At 55.8% G+C, this 20,228-nt stretch carries 19 protein-coding genes and 3 tRNA genes; 8 read left to right on the top strand and 14 right to left on the bottom strand.

All coding sequences use genetic code 11. The features are described from left to right. Positions 1-10: 10 nt before the first annotated feature. The gene (gene serB, locus HII27_RS12955) at positions 11-982 is read right to left on the bottom strand and encodes a phosphoserine phosphatase (RefSeq protein WP_185668259.1); all 972 of its coding nucleotides are present in this window, start codon (positions 980-982) and stop codon (positions 11-13) included. Positions 983-1,088: 106 nt separating this feature from the next. Here serB and HII27_RS12950 point away from each other — a divergent pair, with 106 nt between their 5' ends. Both HII27_RS12950 and lplA read left to right on the top strand, forming a co-directional pair. Then, positions 1,089-1,721 carry a YtjB family periplasmic protein gene (locus tag HII27_RS12950; RefSeq protein WP_185668258.1) on the top strand — a complete coding sequence of 211 codons (633 nt, stop codon included), beginning with the start codon at positions 1,089-1,091 and terminating at the stop codon, positions 1,719-1,721. Positions 1,722-1,739: 18 nt separating this feature from the next. Then, a complete protein-coding gene (gene lplA / locus HII27_RS12945; RefSeq protein WP_185668257.1) occupies positions 1,740-2,756 on the top strand; it encodes a lipoate--protein ligase LplA in 1,017 nt (338 codons plus the stop codon). Here lplA and yjjJ read toward each other — a convergent pair. The 5 genes from yjjJ to deoC all read right to left on the bottom strand — a co-directional run bounded on the left by yjjJ (position 2,753) and on the right by deoC (position 8,615). Next, positions 2,753-4,093 (bottom strand): type II toxin-antitoxin system HipA family toxin YjjJ, encoded by a 1,341-nt coding sequence (yjjJ, locus tag HII27_RS12940; protein WP_185668256.1) that lies wholly within the window; start codon positions 4,091-4,093, stop codon positions 2,753-2,755. The two genes, lplA and yjjJ, sit on opposite strands and share 4 nt — an antisense overlap. A 229-nt stretch (positions 4,094-4,322) precedes the next feature. Continuing rightward, positions 4,323-5,042 carry a purine-nucleoside phosphorylase gene (deoD, locus tag HII27_RS12935; protein WP_035894565.1) on the bottom strand — a complete coding sequence of 240 codons (720 nt, stop codon included), beginning with the start codon at positions 5,040-5,042 and terminating at the stop codon, positions 4,323-4,325. A gap of 57 nt (positions 5,043-5,099) precedes the next feature. Beyond that, positions 5,100-6,323: a phosphopentomutase gene (deoB, locus tag HII27_RS12930; RefSeq protein ID WP_185668255.1), complete on the bottom strand. Its 1,224-nt coding sequence runs from the start codon at positions 6,321-6,323 to the stop codon at positions 5,100-5,102. A gap of 52 nt (positions 6,324-6,375) precedes the next feature. Then, positions 6,376-7,698, bottom strand: a complete 1,323-nt coding sequence (deoA, locus tag HII27_RS12925) for a thymidine phosphorylase (protein ID WP_185668254.1) — start codon at positions 7,696-7,698, stop codon at positions 6,376-6,378. Between the two features lie 137 nt (positions 7,699-7,835). After that, the gene (deoC, locus tag HII27_RS12920; protein WP_223883216.1) at positions 7,836-8,615 is read right to left on the bottom strand and encodes a deoxyribose-phosphate aldolase; all 780 of its coding nucleotides are present in this window, start codon (positions 8,613-8,615) and stop codon (positions 7,836-7,838) included. A gap of 258 nt (positions 8,616-8,873) precedes the next feature. Here deoC and HII27_RS12915 point away from each other — a divergent pair, with 258 nt between their 5' ends. Continuing rightward, on the top strand, positions 8,874-10,424 hold the full coding sequence (locus HII27_RS12915) for a YjjI family glycine radical enzyme (protein ID WP_185668252.1): 1,551 nt from the start codon (positions 8,874-8,876) through the stop codon (positions 10,422-10,424). Continuing rightward, positions 10,396-11,259, top strand: coding sequence for a YjjW family glycine radical enzyme activase (locus HII27_RS12910; RefSeq protein ID WP_185668251.1), 864 nt, complete (start codon positions 10,396-10,398; stop codon positions 11,257-11,259). Before HII27_RS12915 ends, HII27_RS12910 begins: the two co-directional genes overlap by 29 nt. On the opposite strand, the gene HII27_RS12905 is transcribed toward HII27_RS12910, so the two are convergent. From HII27_RS12905 to HII27_RS12870, 8 genes are all read right to left on the bottom strand, one after another. Further along, the gene (locus HII27_RS12905) at positions 11,254-12,531 is read right to left on the bottom strand and encodes a NupC/NupG family nucleoside CNT transporter (protein ID WP_185668250.1); all 1,278 of its coding nucleotides are present in this window, start codon (positions 12,529-12,531) and stop codon (positions 11,254-11,256) included. The genes HII27_RS12910 and HII27_RS12905 overlap by 6 nt on opposite strands. A gap of 147 nt (positions 12,532-12,678) precedes the next feature. Beyond that, complete coding sequence (locus HII27_RS12900; RefSeq protein ID WP_185668249.1) at positions 12,679-13,458, bottom strand: metal-dependent hydrolase; 780 nt, start codon at positions 13,456-13,458, stop codon at positions 12,679-12,681. Beyond that, complete coding sequence (locus HII27_RS12895) at positions 13,455-14,513, bottom strand: patatin-like phospholipase family protein (protein ID WP_185668248.1); 1,059 nt, start codon at positions 14,511-14,513, stop codon at positions 13,455-13,457. Before HII27_RS12895 ends, HII27_RS12900 begins: the two co-directional genes overlap by 4 nt. Positions 14,514-14,634: 121 nt before the next feature. Next, positions 14,635-14,796, bottom strand: a complete 162-nt coding sequence (locus HII27_RS12890) for a DUF1328 domain-containing protein (RefSeq protein WP_185668247.1) — start codon at positions 14,794-14,796, stop codon at positions 14,635-14,637. Between the two features lie 330 nt (positions 14,797-15,126). Next, on the bottom strand, positions 15,127-16,716 hold the full coding sequence (prfC, locus tag HII27_RS12885) for a peptide chain release factor 3 (RefSeq protein WP_185668246.1): 1,590 nt from the start codon (positions 16,714-16,716) through the stop codon (positions 15,127-15,129). A 93-nt stretch (positions 16,717-16,809) separates the two neighbouring features. Beyond that, complete coding sequence (yjjG, locus tag HII27_RS12880) at positions 16,810-17,490, bottom strand: pyrimidine 5'-nucleotidase (RefSeq protein WP_185668245.1); 681 nt, start codon at positions 17,488-17,490, stop codon at positions 16,810-16,812. A 14-nt stretch (positions 17,491-17,504) separates the two neighbouring features. Then, complete coding sequence (gene rimI, locus HII27_RS12875; protein ID WP_185668244.1) at positions 17,505-17,951, bottom strand: ribosomal protein S18-alanine N-acetyltransferase; 447 nt, start codon at positions 17,949-17,951, stop codon at positions 17,505-17,507. Further along, complete coding sequence (locus tag HII27_RS12870) at positions 17,920-18,333, bottom strand: DNA polymerase III subunit psi (RefSeq protein ID WP_185668243.1); 414 nt, start codon at positions 18,331-18,333, stop codon at positions 17,920-17,922. The genes rimI and HII27_RS12870 overlap by 32 nt, the downstream gene beginning before the upstream one ends. Before the next feature lie 298 nt (positions 18,334-18,631). Between HII27_RS12870 and rsmC the strand changes: the two genes are divergently transcribed. The 4 genes from rsmC to HII27_RS12850 all read left to right on the top strand — a co-directional run bounded on the left by rsmC (position 18,632) and on the right by HII27_RS12850 (position 20,208). Continuing rightward, the gene (gene rsmC, locus HII27_RS12865; RefSeq protein WP_185668242.1) at positions 18,632-19,663 is read left to right on the top strand and encodes a 16S rRNA (guanine(1207)-N(2))-methyltransferase RsmC; all 1,032 of its coding nucleotides are present in this window, start codon (positions 18,632-18,634) and stop codon (positions 19,661-19,663) included. Positions 19,664-19,888: 225 nt separating this feature from the next. After that, positions 19,889-19,974, top strand: a tRNA-Leu gene (locus HII27_RS12860). Between the two features lie 27 nt (positions 19,975-20,001). After that, positions 20,002-20,087 (top strand) — tRNA-Leu (locus HII27_RS12855). A 35-nt stretch (positions 20,088-20,122) separates the two neighbouring features. After that, positions 20,123-20,208, top strand: a tRNA-Leu gene (locus HII27_RS12850). Positions 20,209-20,228 lie beyond the last annotated feature (20 nt).

Below are 20,228 nucleotides of genomic sequence, written 5' to 3'. Positions count from 1 at the left end.
GTTAACCTCTTTATTTCTGATTCATGCTGCCGGAGAGAATGCAGAACACCCCCATCAAATCGGCATGACGGATAGTGACTTCCGTCTGTTCGTTCACTTTTGGTTTGGCATGATACGCAATCCCCAGCCCGGCTTTTTTGATCATCGGCAGGTCGTTAGCACCGTCGCCAATCGCCACCGTCTGGGCATGGGGAATTTCATGTTTCTCAGCCAGTTGCAGCAGGGTTTTCGCTTTATACTGCGCATCGACGATGTCACCAACCACTTCGCCGGTCAGCTTGCCGTCGCGAATACCCAGTTCGTTGGCAACCGCAGCGGTTAAGCGCAGCTTATCGCGCAGGTGATCGGCGAAGAAGGTAAAGCCGCCGGAGGCAATCGCCACCTTCCAGCCCAGCGTTTCAAGCTTGAGCACCAGCTGAGTCAGCCCCGGCATCAACGGCAGCGTTTCGCGTACCTGACGCAGAATATCGGCATCGGCATCTTTCAGCGTGGCGACGCGCTGACGCAGGCTGGCGCTGAAATCGAGCTCGCCGCGCATCGCGCGTTCGGTCACTTCCGACACCAGTTCACCGGTGCCGGCCAGTTTGGCGATTTCGTCGATGCACTCAATCTGGATCGCCGTGGAGTCCATATCCATCACCAGCAGACCCGGTGTGCGTAAATGCGGGATTTTACCCAGCGGGGCAACGTCCAGACCCGCATCGTGCGCCAGGCGCGTAGCGCGTGGCGTTAATGACCCCGCCAGGCGAATAACCTGATAGTCTTCCACGCACCAGGCCGCGACAATCACCATCGCCGCCCCCAGCTTGCGCTGATAGGTGGTGAGGCTCGCTTTATTCAACCCGCGGCCGTACAGCAGCCAACCGCTGCGACCGGCGTGGTAATCCAGCGGCATCACTTCATCGCCACTCAGGGAAAGCGGCAATCCAGGCCACAGGGAGACATCTTCTGACAGATCGCACCAGGTCAAACTGTTTGGCATTACAGCTCCAATCTTCACTATATTAAGCCCAGGAAAATAACGCATGAGGCTACCTTGTAACCAGCGCTTCTGGCAACATTAAGCTGTAAATTTTCAAAGGTGGAATATGGTTCGCGCAAAACTGAAATTTCGACTGCATCGCACCGCGATTGTCCTGATCTGTCTCGCTCTGTTGGTGGCATTGATGCAGGGCGCCTCCTGGTTCAGTCAACAAAGCCAGAAACAACGAAATCCGCAGCTGGAAGAACTGGCCAGAACCCTGGCATTTCAGGTCTCGCTGAACCTCGCGCCGCTGATGAAAAGCGAAACGCCGGACGAGAAAAAGATCGGTCAGTTGCTGAAACAGCTAACCGACAAAAGCCGTATTCTGGACGCTGGGGTCTATGATGAGCAGGGTGACCTGATCGCCCGCGCCGGGGAACAGGTCGATCTCCGCGACCGTCTGGCGCTGGATGGCAAAAAAGCGGGCAGCTATTTTAATCAGCAAATCGTTGAGCCTATTCAGGGGAAAAACGGCCCCCTCGGTTACCTGCGTCTGACGCTGGATACCCACACCATCGCCACCGAATCCCGTCAGGTGGATAACACCACCAACATTCTTCGTCTGATGCTGCTGCTGTCGCTGGCTATCGGCGTAGTGCTCGCCCGCACGCTGCTGCGCGGCAAACGCACCCGCTGGCAGCAGTCGCCGTTCCTGCTCACTGCCAACAAGCCAGTGCAGGACGAAGATAAAGATTAATCAGAAAAGGAAATCGCTATGTCAACGCTGCGCCTGCTGCTTTCAGACTCCCACGACCCGTGGTTTAACCTCGCCGTGGAGGAGTGTATTTTTCGCCAGATGCCCGCCACGCAGCGGGTGCTGTTCCTGTGGCGTAACGCCGATACGGTCGTCATTGGCCGTGCGCAGAATCCGTGGAAAGAGTGCAACACCCGGCGTATGGAAGAGGATAACGTCCGTCTGGCTCGCCGCAGCAGCGGCGGCGGCGCGGTGTTCCACGACCTCGGCAACACCTGCTTTACCTTTATGGCTGGTAAGCCGGAGTACGATAAAACCATCTCTACGGCCATCGTGCTCGAGGCGCTAAATTCGCTGGGTATTACGGCGGAAGCCTCCGGGCGTAACGACCTGATCGTGAAAACCGAAGAAGGCGACCGTAAAGTCTCCGGCTCCGCCTACCGGGAGACCATCGACCGTGGCTTCCACCACGGCACGCTGCTGCTCAATGCCGATCTTAGCCGTCTGGCTAACTACCTGAACCCTGATAAGAAAAAGCTTCAGGCTAAGGGTATTACTTCGGTGCGTGGGCGCGTGGCGAATCTGGTTGAGCTGCTGCCCGATATCACCCATGAGCAAATCTGCGAAGCCGTCACTGAGGCGTTTTTCCGCCACTACGGCGAGCGAGTCGAAGCCGAAATAATCTCCCCGGATAAAGCACCGGACCTGCCAAATTTTGCCGAGACATTTGCCCGTCAAAGCAGCTGGGAGTGGAATTTCGGCCAGGCCCCAGCGTTCAGTCATCTGCTGGACGAGCGTTTCACCTGGGGCGGTGTAGAGCTGCATTTCGACGTCGAGAAAGGCGTCATCACCCGCGCGCAGGTGTTTACCGACAGCCTGAACCCCGCGCCGCTGGAGGCGTTGGCGGCGCGCTTACAGGGCTGTCAGTATCGTGCTGACGTGCTGCAGCAAGCCTGCGAAGGGCTGAGAGAAGCGTTCCCGGAGCAGCGTAATGAACTGCGAGAGCTATCGGGCTGGCTGGCGGGTGCGGTGCGCTAACACCGCCAGGCGAGCCGCCCGATAATCACGGCGGCTGACGTTAATTTTTCCAGCATAGCACGAGCAATATCATGGAAACCCGCGCTAATGCGCGGGTCGTCCTGAACCCGCTGCCAGAACTGTTCCGCAAGCGGTAAAGCAAACTCCCATGCAGCTTTGCTGACGGTAGGATCCACTTTAATATCGACAGCCTCACTCCGCATCGCGCCAGAACTAGACGGGGCAAACGACATTGGCAGCATGTCATACACCGGGGCAATAACCATTGGCGTGGCAGATAAATAGAACGAGAGATTACCTGCGTGCATATCACTGTTGGCAATTAAGCGCCCAAATGCCCAGATTTTCGCGGTTTGCTGATGGGAATATTCAGCAATAATGCCCTTTGCGGAAAGTTGGCTTGTTACGGTAGGCCAGGCCCCCGGAGAGGAAACGAATTCACTTTGTAGGGCTTCCAGAGAGACGATTGGCCGTCTGCCGTGAACGCCCACACAATCAAAACGGAGACTTTCGAGAAACACCTGCCCCGTATCACTGCAGCAGAACGCCGTGGCATGGCTCGCATCAATGTCCGTAGCGGACAATACCGATAACGCAATAGACTCAGCAATCAGCAGGTCACCCCAGCGCTCGGAAACCGTATTCTGTTCTCGGGCACTAAATTTGACCAATACGTTTTGATTGCCTTGCGCTGTTTGCACATAACAGCCAAATTTAGGCTGCTCCCCTCCTGCAGAGGACCCGACAATATCACCCGCGATGGCTTCTTCTGCGAGCCTGGCGTAGTAGCTGGTTTTATCACATTGTGCGACGGCAACTCGCTCTGGCGCGATAAGCCATCGTTGATAGTTCTCTTCACCAATAAGCCATCCACCTGCATTTTCACCCATATACACACGCAGTCCGTATAGCACTTCATCTTCCTGCCATAAGCGGATATCGTCTGGCAAATGAGTCTGAGTAGCAACCGCCCTCCCCCAGGCTCGCCCTAAAAATCCCTGAGGCCGAAGATCGGTCAAATACCACGGAAGGCCATCAAACCACTGCCATTCCCCTGACGACAATGCAACCAGACAACTGCCCTGCGGCCAGCATGGATACAACACGCCAAATTGGCGAGCGTTCCCCTGCTCATCCACCTGCCAAAGCGGAAACGTTGATACACCGCGAATCGGTTTAATGAGGGCATAGCGAGTGGCGCGCGCCTTACCAAACTGCAGCACCTCATCATGAGCTGACACAAGTCGCGAGAAGGTCGCCTGGCTTATCGCCAGTACCTGTCTCAGTTCAGGGGCGGAACGTGGCCCTTGCAGAAGCAAATCGGTTAATGCGCTCATGAGTGAATAGATTTATGAATAGATATATGGATACATTTAATAGCATATTTGCTTGAATTGTACACATAAAATGGAATTGAAGAATGGGAGTGTGAATAGATTATCAGTATTAAGAAGGTATCCCAGTCGACCAACGCAGCGCTGGGATTCAGCGCCGCGCGGCCCCGGAGTCGGCGCTGACGCACCTCGTCCGGGCTACGGTATATCGAACGCTACGCCGGGAATCGGCTTACGCTTTATCGCCCAGCAGAACAGATTCCAGCGCGATTTTGATCATGTCGTTGAAGGTCGTCTGACGTTCAGCGGCAGTGGTCTGCTCGTGGGTACGGATATGGTCGGATACGGTGCAGATGGTCAGCGCTTTCGCACCGAATTCTGCAGCTACGCCGTAGATACCCGCCGCTTCCATTTCCACGCCCAGGATGCCGTATTTTTCCATCACGTCGAACATGGTTGGATCTGGGGTGTAGAACAGGTCAGCGGAGAAGATGTTACCTACGCGAGCATCAACGCCCAGCGCTTTAGCTGCATCAACCGCGTCACGCACCATGCCGAAGTCGGCGATCGCCGCGAAGTCATGATCTTTGAAGCGCAGGCGGTTCACTTTGGAGTCGGTGCATGCGCCCATGCCGATAACCACGTCACGCAGTTTCACATCAGCACGTACCGCGCCGCAGGAACCCACGCGAATGATTTTCTTCACGCCGAAGTCGGTGATCAGCTCTTTGGTGTAGATGGAGCAGGATGGGATACCCATGCCGTGGCCCATGACGGAGATCTTACGGCCTTTGTAAGTCCCGGTGAAACCTAACATGCCGCGAACGTTGTTCACTTCGCGCACATCTTCGAGGAAAGTCTCAGCAATGTGCTTTGCACGCAGCGGGTCGCCCGGCATCAGCACAACATCAGCGAAATCGCCCATTTCAGCGTTAATATGTGGGGTAGCCATCGTAATTTCCTTTATTTTTCAAATAGACGAAGGGCGGGAATCCTCCCGCCCAAAGAATCACAGCATGTTTTTACCGTACGCCATTGGGGACGTACCGAAGTAGGTCGCCAGCGTCTGGCCGATATCCGCGAAGGTTTCACGGTGACCCAGCGAACCCGGTTTAACTTTCGGGCCGTAGATTAGCACCGGAATGTGCTCACGGGTGTGGTCAGTACCGGTCCAGCTTGGGTCACAGCCATGGTCAGCGGTGAGGATCAGAATGTCATCCTCACCCACCAGCTCCATCAGCTCTGGCAGACGGCGGTCGAACAGTTCCAGACCCGCAGCGTAGCCTGCGATATCGCGACGGTGGCCCCAGGAAGAGTCGAAGTCAACGAAGTTGGTGAAGACGATAGTCTCATCACCCGCTTCCTTCATCTCTTTGATGGTGGCATCGAACAGTGCGTCCAGACCGGTGGCTTTCACTTTTTTAGTGATACCGCAGTTGGCATAGATGTCTGCAATCTTACCGACGGAAACCACGTGACCGTGTTTTTCATCAACCAGTTTCTGCAGAACGGTCGCCGCCGGTGGCTCAACGGCCAGATCGTGACGGTTACCGGTACGCTGGAAGTTACCCGCTTTGTCGCCCACAAACGGACGCGCGATAACGCGGCCAATGTTGTAGCCGCCTTCGGTCAGCTCTTCACGGGCGATTTCACACAGCTCGTAGAGCTTATCCAGGCCATAGGTCTCTTCGTGACAGGCGATCTGGAACACCGAGTCAGCAGAGGTATAGAAAATCGGCTTGCCGGTTTTCATATGCTCTTCGCCCAGTTGGTCGAGGATCACGGTACCGGAAGAGTGGCAGTTGCCGAGGTAGCCCGGCAGATTGGCACGCTTAACCAGTTTATCCAGCAGTTCCTGCGGGAAGCTGTTTTCGTGGTCGCTGAAGTAGCCCCAGTCGAACAGAACCGGCACACCAGCGATTTCCCAGTGACCAGACGGCGTATCTTTACCGGAAGAGAGCTCATGCGCCCAGGCGTATGCACCCACTACTTCCGCGTTGCCGTCCATGCCAGCAGCAATTTTGCCGGTTGAACCTTCATGTGCTTTCACCAGACCCAGACGAGTCAGGTTAGGCAAATTCAGCGGGCCCTTACGGCCATTGTCAGCTTCGCCTTTGGCACAGGCTTCTGCAATGTGGCCCATCGTATCTGCGCCGACATCGCCAAAGCGGTCCGCGTCTTCCGTTGCACCAATCCCAAAGGAGTCCAGCACCATAATAAATGCACGTTTCATCTTGTTCTCCATACATCTTGCGCTGCAAAAAAGCGATCAGATCAGTATATAACTATTCGGTGATGCGACGATAGACGGTTGGCGTAATTTCAGGCGCTTTATCGTCCAGTTTAATTGCCGCTTTCACGGCCTTCGCCGCATCCTGCCAGCTTGCTTCATCTTTCGCGTGGATCACCGCCAGCGGACGCTGTCCGTCAACGCTGTCGCCCAGACGGGCCATGTCGGTGAAGCCGACGCTGTAATCGATGGTGTCAGAAGCCTGGCGACGACCGCCGCCCATAGAAACCACCGCCATGCCCAGCGCGCGGGTGTCCATCGCGCTGACAAAACCTTCGGTATCAGCATAGACGGCTTTGCTCAGCATCGCTGTCGGCAGATATTTCGCGTAGTTTTCAACGAAATCGGTTGGGCCTTTCTGTGCCGCCACCATGCGACCAAAGATCTCAGCCGCTTTGCCATTGTCGAGCACGGCCTGCAGTTTGGCGCGCGCTTCGGCGTCGTCTTTGGCCAGCTTGCCAGAGATAAGCATCTCAACGCACAGCGCCATGGTGACGTCGAACAGACGCGGATTGCGGTATTCACCGGTCAGGAACTGCACCGCTTCGCGCACTTCCACGGCGTTACCGGCGCTGGAGGCCAGCACCTGGTTCATGTCGGTCAGCAGGGCCGTGGTTTTCACGCCTGCGCCGTTAGAAACGCCCACAATGGCTTCCGCCAGCGCCGCAGAGAGTTCGTAGGTCGGCATAAACGCGCCGCTGCCTACTTTCACGTCCATCACCAGCGCGTCGAGGCCTTCCGCCAGCTTTTTGGCGAGAATGGACGCAGTGATCAGCGGAATGGAGTCCACCGTCGCGGTAATGTCGCGGGTGGCATAAAAACGTTTGTCCGCCGGAGCGAGCGAGCTGGTCTGCCCAATAATCGCCACACCCACGTCTTTAATAATTTCACGGAAACGGTTGTCGCCCGGGAAGATGTCGAAGCCTGGAATGGCTTCCAGTTTGTCGAGCGTACCGCCGGTATGGCCGAGGCCGCGACCGGAGATCATCGGAATATAGCCGCCGCAGGCCGCCACCATTGGGCCCAGCATCAGCGAGGTCACGTCACCTACGCCGCCGGTAGAGTGTTTGTCGACAATTGGGCCGTTGAGGTTGAGGCTCTTCCAGTCCAGAACGGTGCCTGAATCTCGCATCGCCATGGTCAGCGAGACACGCTCCGGCATGCTCATATCATGGAAGAAAATGGTCATCGCCAGCGCGGCAATCTGCCCTTCAGAGATGGTGTTGTCACGAATCCCGTTGATAAAGAAACGAATTTCTTCATCACTCAGCGCGTGGCCATCACGTTTTTTGCGAATAATTTCTTGAGCGAGAAACAAGGTACCCTCCTGATTAATCAGGTTAAATGCAGCGGGCTCGCGCCCGCGCTACGTTCCTGTAGCCCGGCCAAGCGTAGCGCCGCCGGGGAGATCCCGGAGTCGGCGCGCATGCGCCTCGTCCGGGCTACGATAATGCATTAATAGCTGCTAGCGCTCTTACCGTCGCCGTGGCCCAGCGCCTTCAGCAGGCTAGCCAGCAGAGAGGAAGCACCGAAGCGGTAGTGACGGGAGTCAGCCCAGTCCGCACCGAACAGTTCGTCAGCGATAGACAGGAACAGCTGTGCGTCTTCTGCGGTGCGAACGCCGCCCGCTGGCTTGAAGCCCACGGTTTTCTGTACGCCCATATCACGGATCACTTCCATCATGATGCGCGCGCTTTCTGGGGTCGCGTTCACCGGCACTTTACCGGTAGACGTTTTGATGAAATCAGCGCCGGCTTTGATCGAGATTTCAGACGCTTTACGAATAAGCCACTCTTCTTTCAGCTCGCCGGTTTCGATGATCACTTTCAGCAGCACGTTTGCCGCCGCACAGGCATCTTTACAGGCTTTCACCAGGTCGAAACCAACCTGCTCGTTACCCGCAATCAGTGCGCGGTATGGGAAGACCACGTCAACTTCGTCAGCACCGTAGGCGATGGCCGCGCGGGTTTCCGCCAGCGCAATCTCGATGTCGTCGTTACCGTGCGGGAAGTTGGTGACGGTGGCGATGCGGATGTCCGGGGTTCCCTGCTCTTTCAGCGTTTTACGCGCAATCGGAATGAAACGCGGATAGATGCAGACAGCGGCGGTGTTGCCCACCGGCGTTTTCGCCTGATGACACAGCGCGATCACTTTCGCGTCGGTATCGTCTTCGTTCAGGGTAGTGAGGTCCATCAACTGCAGCGCACGCAGGCTGCTTGCCTTTAAATCAGTCATTTTTCTCTCCGACGGCATACTGCCGTGTAAATCGTTACCTTGCGGGTCTGTGACTATTGTAACACTGCCCCGCGTTCACACTTCGACTTTCATCACACTTAGTGAAAACTTCGTACAAAATTGCATAACAATAACGAGACATACATCAAATTTTGGAATCAGAAACGGTAATTAAAGCACCCGTTCGGCCGCTGGGATCAAAGGACAGCCTCATCGTTTTTCATACACTCCGCCTATCGCTCGTCTGAGGAACTGAACATGCCAACATCGAATGATTCATCACTGCTGCAACACTGCCAGCAAATTGTGACAAGCTCCGTGTTAACCCCAGAACAGAAACGTCATTTTCTGGCGCTGGAGGCCGAAAACGCCCTGCCCTATCCAGAACTCTCTGAGGACGCGCAAGCGGCGCTGGCCGACGGCGTCATTTGCGATATGTATGAAGGGCATGCGCCGTATAAGCCGCGTTACGTCCTGCCGGACTACGCGCGTTTTCTGGCTAACGGTTCTGAATGGCTGGAGCTGGAGGGAGCCAAAGATCTGGACGATGCCCTTTCGCTGCTGACCATTTTGTACCACCATGTTCCTTCCGTGACGGCGATGCCGGTTTACCTCGGTCATCTTGATGCGCTGTTATCGCCTTATGTTAGAATTCTAACACAAGATGAAATTGATATTCGAATAAAACGTTTCTGGCGCTATCTCGATCGCACGCTCCCTGATGCGTTCACGCACGTCAATATTGGCCCGCTTGATACGCCAGTCACCCGCGCAATACTACGGGCAGACGCAGAGTTAAAGCAGGTCGCGCCAAATCTAACCTTTATCTACGACCCGGAGATGACCTCCGATGATTTACTGCTGCAGGTAGCACAAAATATCTGCGAGTGCAGTAAGCCGCACATCGCCAACGGGCCGTTAAATGATAAAATATTCACAAATAGTCAATATGGCATCGTAAGCTGTTACAACTCGCTGCCGCTTGCCGGCGGCGGCAGTACGCTGGTACGTCTGAATCTCCAGCAGGTGGCGCAACGCAGTGAATCGATCGATGATTTCTTTGCCAACGTGTTACCGCGTTTCTGCCAGCTGCAAATCGAGATCATCGATGCGCGCTGCCGCTTCCTCTACGAGCAGTCGCACTTCTTTGAGAATAGCTTCCTGGTGAGTGAAGGGTTGATCGACCCGGACCGTTTTGTGCCGATGTTCGGCATCTACTCGCTCGCCGAGGCGGTTAACATCCTGTGCGAGCGCGAAGGGCTTAGCGGGCGCTACGGTAAAGACGAGCAGGCGAATCAGCTGGCCTACCGCATCAGCGCCGAGCTTGCCGCCTTCGTCGCCCGTGCACCGGTACAGTACGGCTGGCAGCAGCGCGCACTGCTCCACGCACAGTCCGGCATCAGCTCAGACATTGGCACCACACCAGGCGCACGTCTGCCATACGGCGACGAGCCGGACCCGATTAACCACCTGCTCACCGTCGCCCCGCATCACGCCCACTACACCGCAGGGATCAGCGATATTCTGACCCTGGATGAAACCGTGAAACGTAACCCGCAGGCGGTCATGCAGCTCTGCCTCGGCGCGTTTAAAGTCGGTATGCGTGAGTTCAGCGCCAACGTCAGCGGTAACGATCTGGTGCGCGTCACGGGCTATATGGTGCGCCTGTCCGACCTGCAAAAATACCGTGATGAAGGCTCCCGCACCAACACCACGTGGCTGGGCGAAGAAGCCGCACGCAACACGCGTATCCTGGAACGTCAACCTCGTGTCGTGAGCCATGAACAGCAGATGCGCTTTAGTCAGTAAAATTATCCCCTTCTCCTGCGTCGACGGGCCCGGCAGCCGCCTGGCCCTGTTTCTGCAGGGCTGCAACCTGCGCTGCAAAAACTGCCATAACCCATGGACGATGGGGCGTTGCAACGACTGCGGTGAGTGCGTGCCGCAGTGTCCGCACCAGGCGTTAAGCGTGCACGACGGGAAAGTCAGCTGGCAGGCGGAGGTTTGCCAGCAGTGCGATACCTGTCTGCATATGTGCCCGCAGCAGGCCACGCCAATGGCGCAAACCATGAGCGTGGAGCAAGTGATTCAGCAGATAGCGCAGGTCGCGCCGTTTATCGAGGGTATTACCGTCAGCGGCGGCGAAGCCACCACGCAGTTACCGTTCATCATCGCCCTCTTCCAGACGCTGAAATCTACGCCTTCACTGGCGCACCTGACCTGCCTCGTCGACAGTAACGGCGAGCTGCCGATAAGCGGTTGGCAGAAGCTGCAAGCGGTGTGTGACGGGGTGATGGTCGATTTAAAATCCTGGGATAGCGCCCGACATCTGGCCCTGACCGGGCGTGGCAACGCGCGGATCAAACAGAGCATTCAGTGGCTTGCCCAGCACGGCATGCTGACGGAGCTACGACTGCTGGTCATTCCAGGGCACAGTGATTATCTGGAGGAAGCGGAGTCGCTGGGCGCATTTATCGCCGAATTGGGGGATATTCCCGTGCGTCTGAACGCCTTTCACGCACACGGCGTTTACGGTGAGGCAAAAGCGTGGGGTAGCGCCGGACCAACGGATATTGATGCCGTCAGCCAGGCGCTACAGGCCAGAGGAATAACGAGGCTTATCCCTCCGGCGCTGTACTTATAGGGCGAGGAACAGGCCCGCGATGGTGGCGCTCATCAGGTTGGAGAGCGTCCCGGCGGCAACGGCTTTCAGACCGAGCTGCGCAATATCCTGACGACGGTTTGGCGCCATGCTGCCCAGGCCGCCAATCAGAATGGCGATCGAGGAGAGGTTCGCGAAGCCGCACAGAGCAAAGGAGATGATCGCTTTAGTGTGGTTGGAGATCACCTGCAGGCCAGCCGCAGCCACTTCAGCATCCGCCTTCAGGTATTCACCGAAGTTCATGTAAGCCACGAATTCGTTGATCACCAGCTTCTGGCCGATAAACGAGCCCGCCACCGTCGCTTCGCCCCACGGCACGCCAATCACCCACGCCAGCGGCGCAAACAGCCAGCCGAGGATCAGTTGCAGCGACAGCTCCGGATGGTTGAACCAACCGCCAATACCAGAGAGCATCCCGTTCAGCAATGCAATCAGCGCGATAAACGCCAGCAGCATCGCGCCCACGTTCAATGCCAACTGCATACCGGATGCCGCGCCCGATGCCGCAGCATCCAGCACGTTTGCCGGTGCGTCCGGGTTCTTGGTATCTTTCTCAAGCGTTGGGGAGTCGTGCGGCGTTTCCGTTTCCGGCACGATGATTTTGGCAAACAGCAGGCCGCCAGGCGCCGCCATAAACGAGGCCGCAATCAGGTATTCCAGCGGTACGCCCATCTGTGCATAGCCTGCCAGAACGGAACCCGCCACCGAGGCTAGCCCGCCGCACATCACGGCAAACAGTTCGGAACGGGTCATGGTGGCGATATACGGACGAACCACCAGCGGCGCTTCGGTCTGGCCGACAAAGATATTTGCCGTGGCAGAGAGCGATTCCGTGCGTGAAGTTTTCAGCACCTTACGCAGCGCGCCGCCCAGAATACGAATCACGAACTGCATGATGCCGATGTAGTACAGTACCGCAATCAGTGAGGAGAAGAAGACGATAACCGGCAGTACGCGCAGCGCAAACACGAAGCCACCGCCGCCAAAGACTTCAAACATCTTGTCGGAGACCAGGCCGCCGAACAGGAAGCCGATCCCTTCGTTGCCGTAGGCAATCACGTTAGCCACGCCTTCGGACATCGCCAGCAGGACTTTACGCCCGGCAGGTACATAGAGGATGAGCGCACCGATACCTATCTGCAAAAGCCAGGCACCCAGTACGGTTCGGTAGTTAATCGCTTTACGATTGCTGGAAAGAAGTAAGGCAATGGCGAGCAACACCACCATGCCGATAAGTCCCATGAGGATTTGCATACAGAGTCCCTGTGTATTGAAAAATATAGTAATTACGGCATACCAATCGCGGCGATTATAACGCTACGTAATTATCTTTTTTGCAAAACGTCACAGGTTTTACGCAACAGCAACAGATGAATAGCCAGTAATGAGATCTACGTCACTTCAGGAGAGTGAAAAAAGGGCGTGCGTATTTGCCAGCAGCGCTGAAGCTATCTCTTCCGGAGGCTCGCCTCGCAACGAACAGAGGTGCGTGAATACATCAGCAATCCGCTCCGGGCGGTTCGGTTGCCCCTGATAGCCGTTGAGCGGCATATCCGGCGCATCGGTCTCCAGAATCAGCGATGAAAGCGGTAACTGCGCCATCACGTCGCGGGTTTTACTGGCGCGAGGATAGGAGATCGTTCCCCCCACGCCGATTTTATAGCCCAACTGGACGAAGCGTTCCGCCTGCTGGAGGCTACCGGCAAAACCATGTACCACACCGGTTCGCGGCAGGTTATGTCGTTTCAGGTGCAGCGCCAGCTTGTCGTGGGTGCGTCGCGAATGGAGGATCACCGGCAGATCGTAACGCTTTGCCAACCGCAGCTGTTCATCCAGCAGGTACTGCTGGCGTTCAAATTGCGGGTTCTCCCGGTAAAGATCGAGGCCCATTTCCCCCACCGCCACCAATTTTTCTGGCTTCAGGGCGAGTGCTGCTTCCAGTTGCGCCAGGCTCTCATCGCCATGACGCTCGACCACGATCGGGTGCAGCCCAATGGCGGCATACAGCTGAGAAAACCGTTCGGCCAGCGCCAATACGCGAGGGAAATTGTCGGCTTCGGTGGCCGGCATGATTATCTTGCTAACGCCAGCGGCGGCCGCACGCTGGATACTCGCCTCTTCGTCGCCGGTAAATGGAGGGAAATCGAAGTGGCAATGGGTATCAATAAAACGGCCGTTCACGCCAGATCCTTATCATCAAAGAGTGTATCGTTTATTGGTGGTCCATCGTTCATCGCAACATCAGACATATCTTCCACCACAGGAACCACGGGAGTCGGTCGGCCTCGTTTGAGGTGGCGTACTAACGGCGGAGTCGAAGCCAACAGTTTACCAATGGTCGCCAGAAAGTAACGGCCGCATAAGCGCCCTGTTTTGTAGTCCTGACGCAGTGCGGGGATGCGGCTACCTAACGCCATACTCAGTAACGGTTTCGGCGGGTAGATTTCAATAATACGCAGCTTACCCGGCGGGTTCTCAATAAATTGCTGGGTTTCACTGTAGGTCGTTTCATGGTGCTGCACCAGGTTCATCAGCGGCTGTAGGCTACTTTCGCCCAGCCAGCGCTCCATACGTTTAAACCACTGCGGCGTGTAATACATCTGAGATGGCACGGTACGGATCACCACCAGCGTTTTAGCCCCCTGCTTTGCCGCCTCGCGCACCGGGATCGCATCGCTCACGCCACCATCCAGGTAACTGACGCCATCCAGCGCGACGCCGGGGCGATAGAAGCCAGGAATTGCGCTGGACGCCCGAATAATATCGAGCCAGTTCTGCCTGGTGGGTGAAAAATAGCTGGGCGTATAGTCATCGCTTCGGCAGGCGCAGATATAGAAAGATTTTCCCGACTCAAACAGGCGTTCGGCGTTTTCCATCGCCAGCGGCATCTGCCCTGCGGTAGAGCCGACCAGCCAATCGAGGTCGATAAGATTACCACCGCGAACAAAACGTACTGGGTCGAAAAACTCCCGCCGGGTGGTGTAGCGCATGATGACTTTGCGCCCGTAGCCCGGTTGGTTACACAGATAGGCGGAAAGGTTTTGCGCGCCCGCAGAGGTGCCATAGTAGAGATCAAAGGGGTTGAACTGTGCCCGCATAAACTCATCAAGCACCCCAGCGGTGAAAATTCCTCGCTGCCCTCCCCCTTCACAAACCAGTGCCGTGCGGCCAGGTTTGAAACGACTCAGCGATAATGGCGCAATATTGCCAAGCGTGACGGGTATACGCTGCCCCACCTCTGCCTACCTGTTTTTTATTCACCAGACTGACAAAGTAGCCTAATTTCCGCTGGGCTAAAACTAATAAAGCCAGTCCGCTGGACTGGCTTTGGTGTCATGCTCGTTAACGCGTGGCGTTCTAGGGCCGTTTACGCCCGGTAAACAGGCTCACCAGGAAGATAATAATCCCGACAACGAACACAACTTTTGCTGCCCACGCTGCCGTACCTGCCAGTCCACCAAATCCTAATGCGGCGGCAATTAACGCGATAACCAGAAATATAATGCCCCAACGAAACATAAGCTTCTCCTTTACCATAGTTAATGTCGACCGCTTGCTATGAGCCTTCAACCGCTTTCGCCGCCGCAACGACCTGAGTTAGTGATTAATATTGCGACAAAAACAAATGTTAGCTTTAAGCGCTTAATGCATACGCATTATCAGCATTTAAAGCCAACGAAAATGTCATAGCTTTGTTAAATATAGATCACAATTTTGAAATCGCCCGCTCCGCTGGTCAAAAAACAGACAGCTAGCGAAAAAAGAGGAGGAATTAAGAACTTTCCGCAAACGGCTAATCAGGAAGGAAAAGCGTCAGGGCGCAGCGGATGCCGCACCCTGAAGGGGTTTTTAGTGCTCGCGAGTTTTGCGGAACTCAACTTCAGGATAACGTTCCTGAGTCAGATTCAGGTTCACCATGGTTGGGGCGATATAGGTCAGGTTATCACCGCCATCCAGCGCCAGCTGAACTTCGTTTTTACGTTTGAACTCTTCGAATTTCTTCACGTCTTTGCTCTCAACCCAACGGGCCGTCGCGACGTTCACCGATTCGTAGATAGCTTCCACGTTGTATTCGCTTTTCAGACGCGCAACCACCACGTCAAACTGCAGCACGCCCACCGCGCCGACGATCAAATCGTTGTTGGCGATCGGACGGAACACCTGTACCGCGCCCTCTTCAGACAGCTGAACCAGCCCTTTCAGCAGCTGTTTCTGCTTCAGCGGATCCTTCAGGCGAATGCGACGGAACAGCTCCGGCGCGAAGTTCGGAATACCGGTGAACTTCATCATTTCGCCCTGGGTGAAGGTATCACCAATCTGGATGGTACCGTGGTTGTGCAGACCGATGATGTCGCCTGGATAGGCTTCTTCAACGTGAGAACGGTCGCCCGCCATAAAGGTCAGCGCGTCAGAAATCACCACGTCTTTACCAATACGTACCTGACGCAGCTTCATGCCCTTCTCATATTTCCCGGACACCACGCGCATAAACGCGACGCGGTCGCGGTGTTTCGGGTCCATGTTGGCCTGAATTTTGAAAACAAAGCCGGTGAATTTCTCGTCCTGCGCTTCCACCAGACGGGTGTCGGTTTTACGCGGCATTGGCGCCGGCGCCCACTCCACCAGACCGTCCAGCATATGGTCAACGCCGAAGTTACCCAACGCGGTACCGAAGAATACCGGGGTAATTTCGCCTGCCAGGAACAGCTCTTTATCAAACTCGTTGGACGCGCCCTGCACCAGCTCAAGCTCATCGCGCAGCTGCTGAGCCAGGTCGTCACCCACAGCGGCATCCAGTTCCGGGTTGTTTAAGCCCTTAACGATGCGCACTTCCTGAATGGTGTGGCCTTTACCGGTCTGATACAGATAGGTTTCATCTTTATAGAGATGGTAAACGCCTTTGAACAGCTTGCCGCAGCCAATTGGCCAGGTGATTGGCGCACAGCCAATTTTCAGCTCGCGCTCAACTTCATCCAGCACTTCCATCGGATCGCGGATGTCACGGTCGAGTTTGTTCATAAAGGTCAGGATCGGCGTATCGCGCAGACGGGTAACTTCCATCAGCTTACGGGTACGATCCTCAACGCCTTTCGCGGCATCAATAACCATCAGACAGCAGTCCACCGCCGTCAGCGTACGGTAGGTATCTTCGGAGAAGTCTTCGTGCCCCGGGGTGTCCAGCAGGTTTACCAGACAGTCGTGGTACGGGAACTGCATCACGGAGGTGGTAATAGAGATACCACGCTGCTTTTCCATCTCCATCCAGTCAGATTTAGCATGCTGGCTGGAGCCACGGCCTTTTACCGTACCGGCGGTCTGAATAGCCTGTCCGAATAACAGCACTTTTTCAGTGATTGTCGTTTTACCGGCATCCGGGTGGGAAATAATGGCAAAAGTGCGGCGTTTGGCCACCTCTTGCAAATAAGGAGACAACGTCATAATTCAATCTTCTTGAGTAAGCACGGCTTCACACCGCGCAGGTTGAATACGAAAAAATTGCGGCTATTTTACCCATCAAAGGGGGGCTGGCAATCACTGTTTACACAGGAGTAACTCCAGTTCAGGCAATGAGGTCACCGTCCAGTCAGGCGTAATGCCTTCCGGCAGCGGACGCTGATGCGCGTTCAGCCAGCAGGTTGCCCACTCGGCGTTCATCCCACCGCGAATATCAGACTCGGCGGTATCGCCGACCATCAGCACGCGGGAACGGTCCGGATTACCGGCCTGTTCCAGGGCATAGTCAAAGATCCGACGATCCGGTTTTGCCACACCCACTTCTTCAGAAATAATCAGCAGATCAAAGTGTTCGCGAAGCCCGGTGCGCTCCAGACGAATTTGCTGTAGCGATGTAAAGCCGTTGGTGATGATGCCCATCTTCACCTTGCCCTTCAGGGTATTCAGCAGCGATACCGCACCCGGCAGCGGGGCGCAGATTTCCGCCATCGCGTTCATAAAGGCATCGTTCAGGTCGCCTGGCTTCACATTTAGACGCTCCGCCCAGCTGGTAAAACGCTGGTGCTGAAGCTGCAGCGAGGTGATCGCGCCATTCTGGTAGTCGACCCACAGCGGCTGGTTGACCGCCTGGTAGTCCTGGAAATCTTCCGCGGTAAAGGTCACGCTATAGTCGAGAAACATCCGCTGTAAGCCGCTAAACGAGTCAAACGTAAACAGCGTTTCATCGGCATCGAAGAAAATCCAGTCCCACTTCTTCATCTTTTCACCTTGTCTTACATACTGAGGGGCAGCGCCATAATAATGGCGTCCTCACGGCCGTCCGCCGTGGGGTAATAGTTGCGACGGATCGTCGCTTCATTGAAGCCTAAGCTTTCATACAGCGCGATGGCCGCGTGGTTTGAGGCTCGCACTTCCAGCCATAGCGTCACCACGCCCTGCGCGTCTAGTGCATCAATGAGATGTTCCAGCAGTTCACGTCCCAGACCACGGCGCTGATACGCAGGATCGACGGCAATGTTGAACAGCGTGGCTTCGTCCAGCACGACCTGAGTAATAGCAAACGCGGCCATTTCACCGTCGACGGACAGCTGGAGGTTCAGATAGCGCTCGCCCTGGTTGCTGGCGAAGGTTTTTTCACTCCAGGGAAACGCATGCGCGCGCGTTTCGATTTGAAAGGCGCGGGGTAAATCAGTCGTGCTGAGGGTAGAAATCGTGTTCATGGGCGCAAATTTGTTGCCACAGCGCGGCGCGAGCTTGCGCGCTGGCCTGTAGTTCATTAAACGGAGGCGTCGAAATCATCGCCCCTTCCAGCGTCACCGGCGTATCGTTGCCAAGACGCCAGCAGTGACATCGACTGTCCTGCGGCAGCATCGCCACCCGGTCAGGCGTCAGCGGTAAAACCTGGTCCGGCGTCAGGCACAGCGCGCGGAGAATATCGCTAATCAGCGGCTCGGTGAGGGGCGGTAACGCCTCGGCAACCATCACCAGCTTGACGTGCGGCGGAAGCGTAATCGCAATTTCACCCTGCAGTGTCCCAGGGCGACGTAATGCCCACTGGGTGATACCCAACTGTTGTAATTGCCAGTCTCGCCGGGATGTCATGTGAAACGCTCCTGTCTATCAAGGGCGCAAATATAGCAAATTCATCGAAACTGCGCCAATTACACACTATATACACAAAATCATTCGAGTTGCGTCAAGGCGGCAAGCGAATGACAAATTCGTCAGGAACGAATTTGACCAGCCAAAGGCTGGCCTCTGGTGAGGGACATGGATGTCCCTCATTAATCCCCAGAAACGTACATAAGTACGTGACTGGGGTGAAAGAGTGCAGCCAACGTAGAGGCAACTTGAAGGATGACGTGTATAATCGTCGCCTAAGTTTATTGAGGAATAATTCATGTCTGCTTTTACCCCGGCAAGTGAAGTCTTGCTGCGTCACAGTGATGATTTCGAACAGAGCCGTATTTTCTTTGCCGGCGATCTGCAGGATGACCTGCCCGCACGTCTGGACACTGCGGCAAGTCGCGCGCATACCCAGCAGTATCACCACTGGCAGGTGCTGAGCCGCCAGATGGAAGACAACGTTCGCTTTAGCCTGGTGGCTCAGGCAGAAGACGTCGCGGATTGCGATACCCTGATCTACTACTGGCCGAAGAACAAGCCGGAAGCCCAGTTCCAGCTGATGAATATTCTTTCTCTGCTGCCGGTTGGTACCGATATTTTTGTCGTCGGTGAAAACCGCAGCGGCGTACGTAGCGCCGAGCAGATGCTGGCTGAATATGCGCCGCTGAATAAAATCGACAGCGCGCGTCGCTGCGGCCTGTACCATGGCCGTCTGGAAAAACAGCCCACCTTCGATGCGGAGAGTTTCTGGGGCGAGTACCAGCTGGATAATCTGACCATCAAAACCCTGCCTGGCGTATTCAGCCGCGACGGTCTGGATGTTGGTAGCCAGCTGCTGCTTTCTACCCTTACCCCGCATACCAAAGGCAAAGTGCTGGATGTCGGCTGCGGCGCTGGCGTACTGGCAGCCACCCTTGCCAGCCATTCACCAAAGGTACGTCTGACCCTGTCTGACGTGAGCGCTCCGGCGGTCGAAGCCAGCCGCGCCACGCTGGCGGCGAACGGTGTTGAGGGTGAAGTCATTGGCAGTAACGTCTTCTCTGAGATTAACGGTCGCTTTGACATGATTATCTCCAACCCACCGTTCCACGATGGGATGCAGACCAGCCTGGACGCTGCCCAGACCTTAATCCGCGGCGCGGTTCGTCATCTGAACAGCGGCGGCGAGCTTCGCATCGTGGCGAACGCCTTCCTGCCGTATCCGGCAGTGCTGGATGAAACCTTCGGTTTCCACGAAGTCATCGCCCAGACTGGCCGTTTTAAAGTGTACCGCACCGTTTTGACCCGTCAGGCGAAAAAAGCCTAATCAGATCGCCTGTAGCCCGGCCGAGCGTAGCGACGCCGGGGCTTACAACGAGGCATTGCCCGGCGTCGCTACGCTCGGCCGGGCTACATAAACTCCCCATAACCGAAGAAACGCCTTTTTTTTCGGCAATCGCGCCGAGTTCGATAATTAACTGTTGACGCCCAGCGTAAAATCTCTAGAATTCGGCCCCGTGGTAATGATTCTTTCATAAAGAGTCAATGGTATGCGAAGGTGGCGGAATTGGTAGACGCGCTAGCTTCAGGTGTTAGTGTCCTTTGGATGTGGGGGTTCGAGTCCCCCCCCTCGCACCATAAACCACGTTATATCGTTCGCAGAGTGCGAAGGTGGCGGAATTGGTAGACGCGCTAGCTTCAGGTGTTAGTGTCCTTAGGATGTGGGGGTTCGAGTCCCCCCCCTCGCACCAACGAAGCGATATAACAAAAGTAACGAGATATCTGTGCGAAGGTGGCGGAATTGGTAGACGCGCTAGCTTCAGGTGTTAGTGTCCTTAGGATGTGGGGGTTCGAGTCCCCCCCCTCGCACCAGACTCCTCGTTCTCTCCCGG

The sequence above is a fragment of the Kluyvera sichuanensis genome, from assembly GCF_014218705.1.
In the GTDB taxonomy this organism is placed as follows: domain Bacteria; phylum Pseudomonadota; class Gammaproteobacteria; order Enterobacterales; family Enterobacteriaceae; genus Kluyvera; species Kluyvera sichuanensis.
The sequence above is the reverse complement of the archived record's forward strand: the minus strand, read 5'-3'. Positions and strand labels throughout refer to the sequence as shown.

Excerpts from the sequence above, each read along its gene's own strand:
- yjjG (WP_185668245.1), bottom strand. The coding sequence starts at position 17,490 with ATGAAGAAGTGGGACTGGATTTTCTTCGATGCCGATGAAACGCTGTTT.
- HII27_RS12890 (WP_185668247.1), bottom strand. The coding sequence starts at position 14,796 with ATGTTTCGTTGGGGCATTATATTTCTGGTTATCGCGTTAATTGCCGCC.
- rimI (WP_185668244.1), bottom strand. The coding sequence starts at position 17,951 with ATGAACACGATTTCTACCCTCAGCACGACTGATTTACCCCGCGCCTTT.
- deoD (WP_035894565.1), bottom strand. The coding sequence starts at position 5,042 with ATGGCTACCCCACATATTAACGCTGAAATGGGCGATTTCGCTGATGTT.
- yjjJ (WP_185668256.1), bottom strand. The coding sequence starts at position 4,093 with ATGAGCGCATTAACCGATTTGCTTCTGCAAGGGCCACGTTCCGCCCCT.
- serB (WP_185668259.1), bottom strand. The coding sequence starts at position 982 with ATGCCAAACAGTTTGACCTGGTGCGATCTGTCAGAAGATGTCTCCCTG.
- HII27_RS12870 (WP_185668243.1), bottom strand. The coding sequence starts at position 18,333 with ATGACATCCCGGCGAGACTGGCAATTACAACAGTTGGGTATCACCCAG.
- HII27_RS12950 (WP_185668258.1), top strand. The coding sequence starts at position 1,089 with ATGGTTCGCGCAAAACTGAAATTTCGACTGCATCGCACCGCGATTGTC.
- HII27_RS12915 (WP_185668252.1), top strand. The coding sequence starts at position 8,874 with ATGCCAACATCGAATGATTCATCACTGCTGCAACACTGCCAGCAAATT.
- HII27_RS12910 (WP_185668251.1), top strand. The coding sequence starts at position 10,396 with ATGAACAGCAGATGCGCTTTAGTCAGTAAAATTATCCCCTTCTCCTGC.
- rsmC (WP_185668242.1), top strand. The coding sequence starts at position 18,632 with ATGTCTGCTTTTACCCCGGCAAGTGAAGTCTTGCTGCGTCACAGTGAT.
- deoB (WP_185668255.1), bottom strand. The coding sequence starts at position 6,323 with ATGAAACGTGCATTTATTATGGTGCTGGACTCCTTTGGGATTGGTGCA.
- HII27_RS12905 (WP_185668250.1), bottom strand. The coding sequence starts at position 12,531 with ATGCAAATCCTCATGGGACTTATCGGCATGGTGGTGTTGCTCGCCATT.
- deoC (WP_223883216.1), bottom strand. The coding sequence starts at position 8,615 with ATGACTGATTTAAAGGCAAGCAGCCTGCGTGCGCTGCAGTTGATGGAC.
- lplA (WP_185668257.1), top strand. The coding sequence starts at position 1,740 with ATGTCAACGCTGCGCCTGCTGCTTTCAGACTCCCACGACCCGTGGTTT.
- prfC (WP_185668246.1), bottom strand. The coding sequence starts at position 16,716 with ATGACGTTGTCTCCTTATTTGCAAGAGGTGGCCAAACGCCGCACTTTT.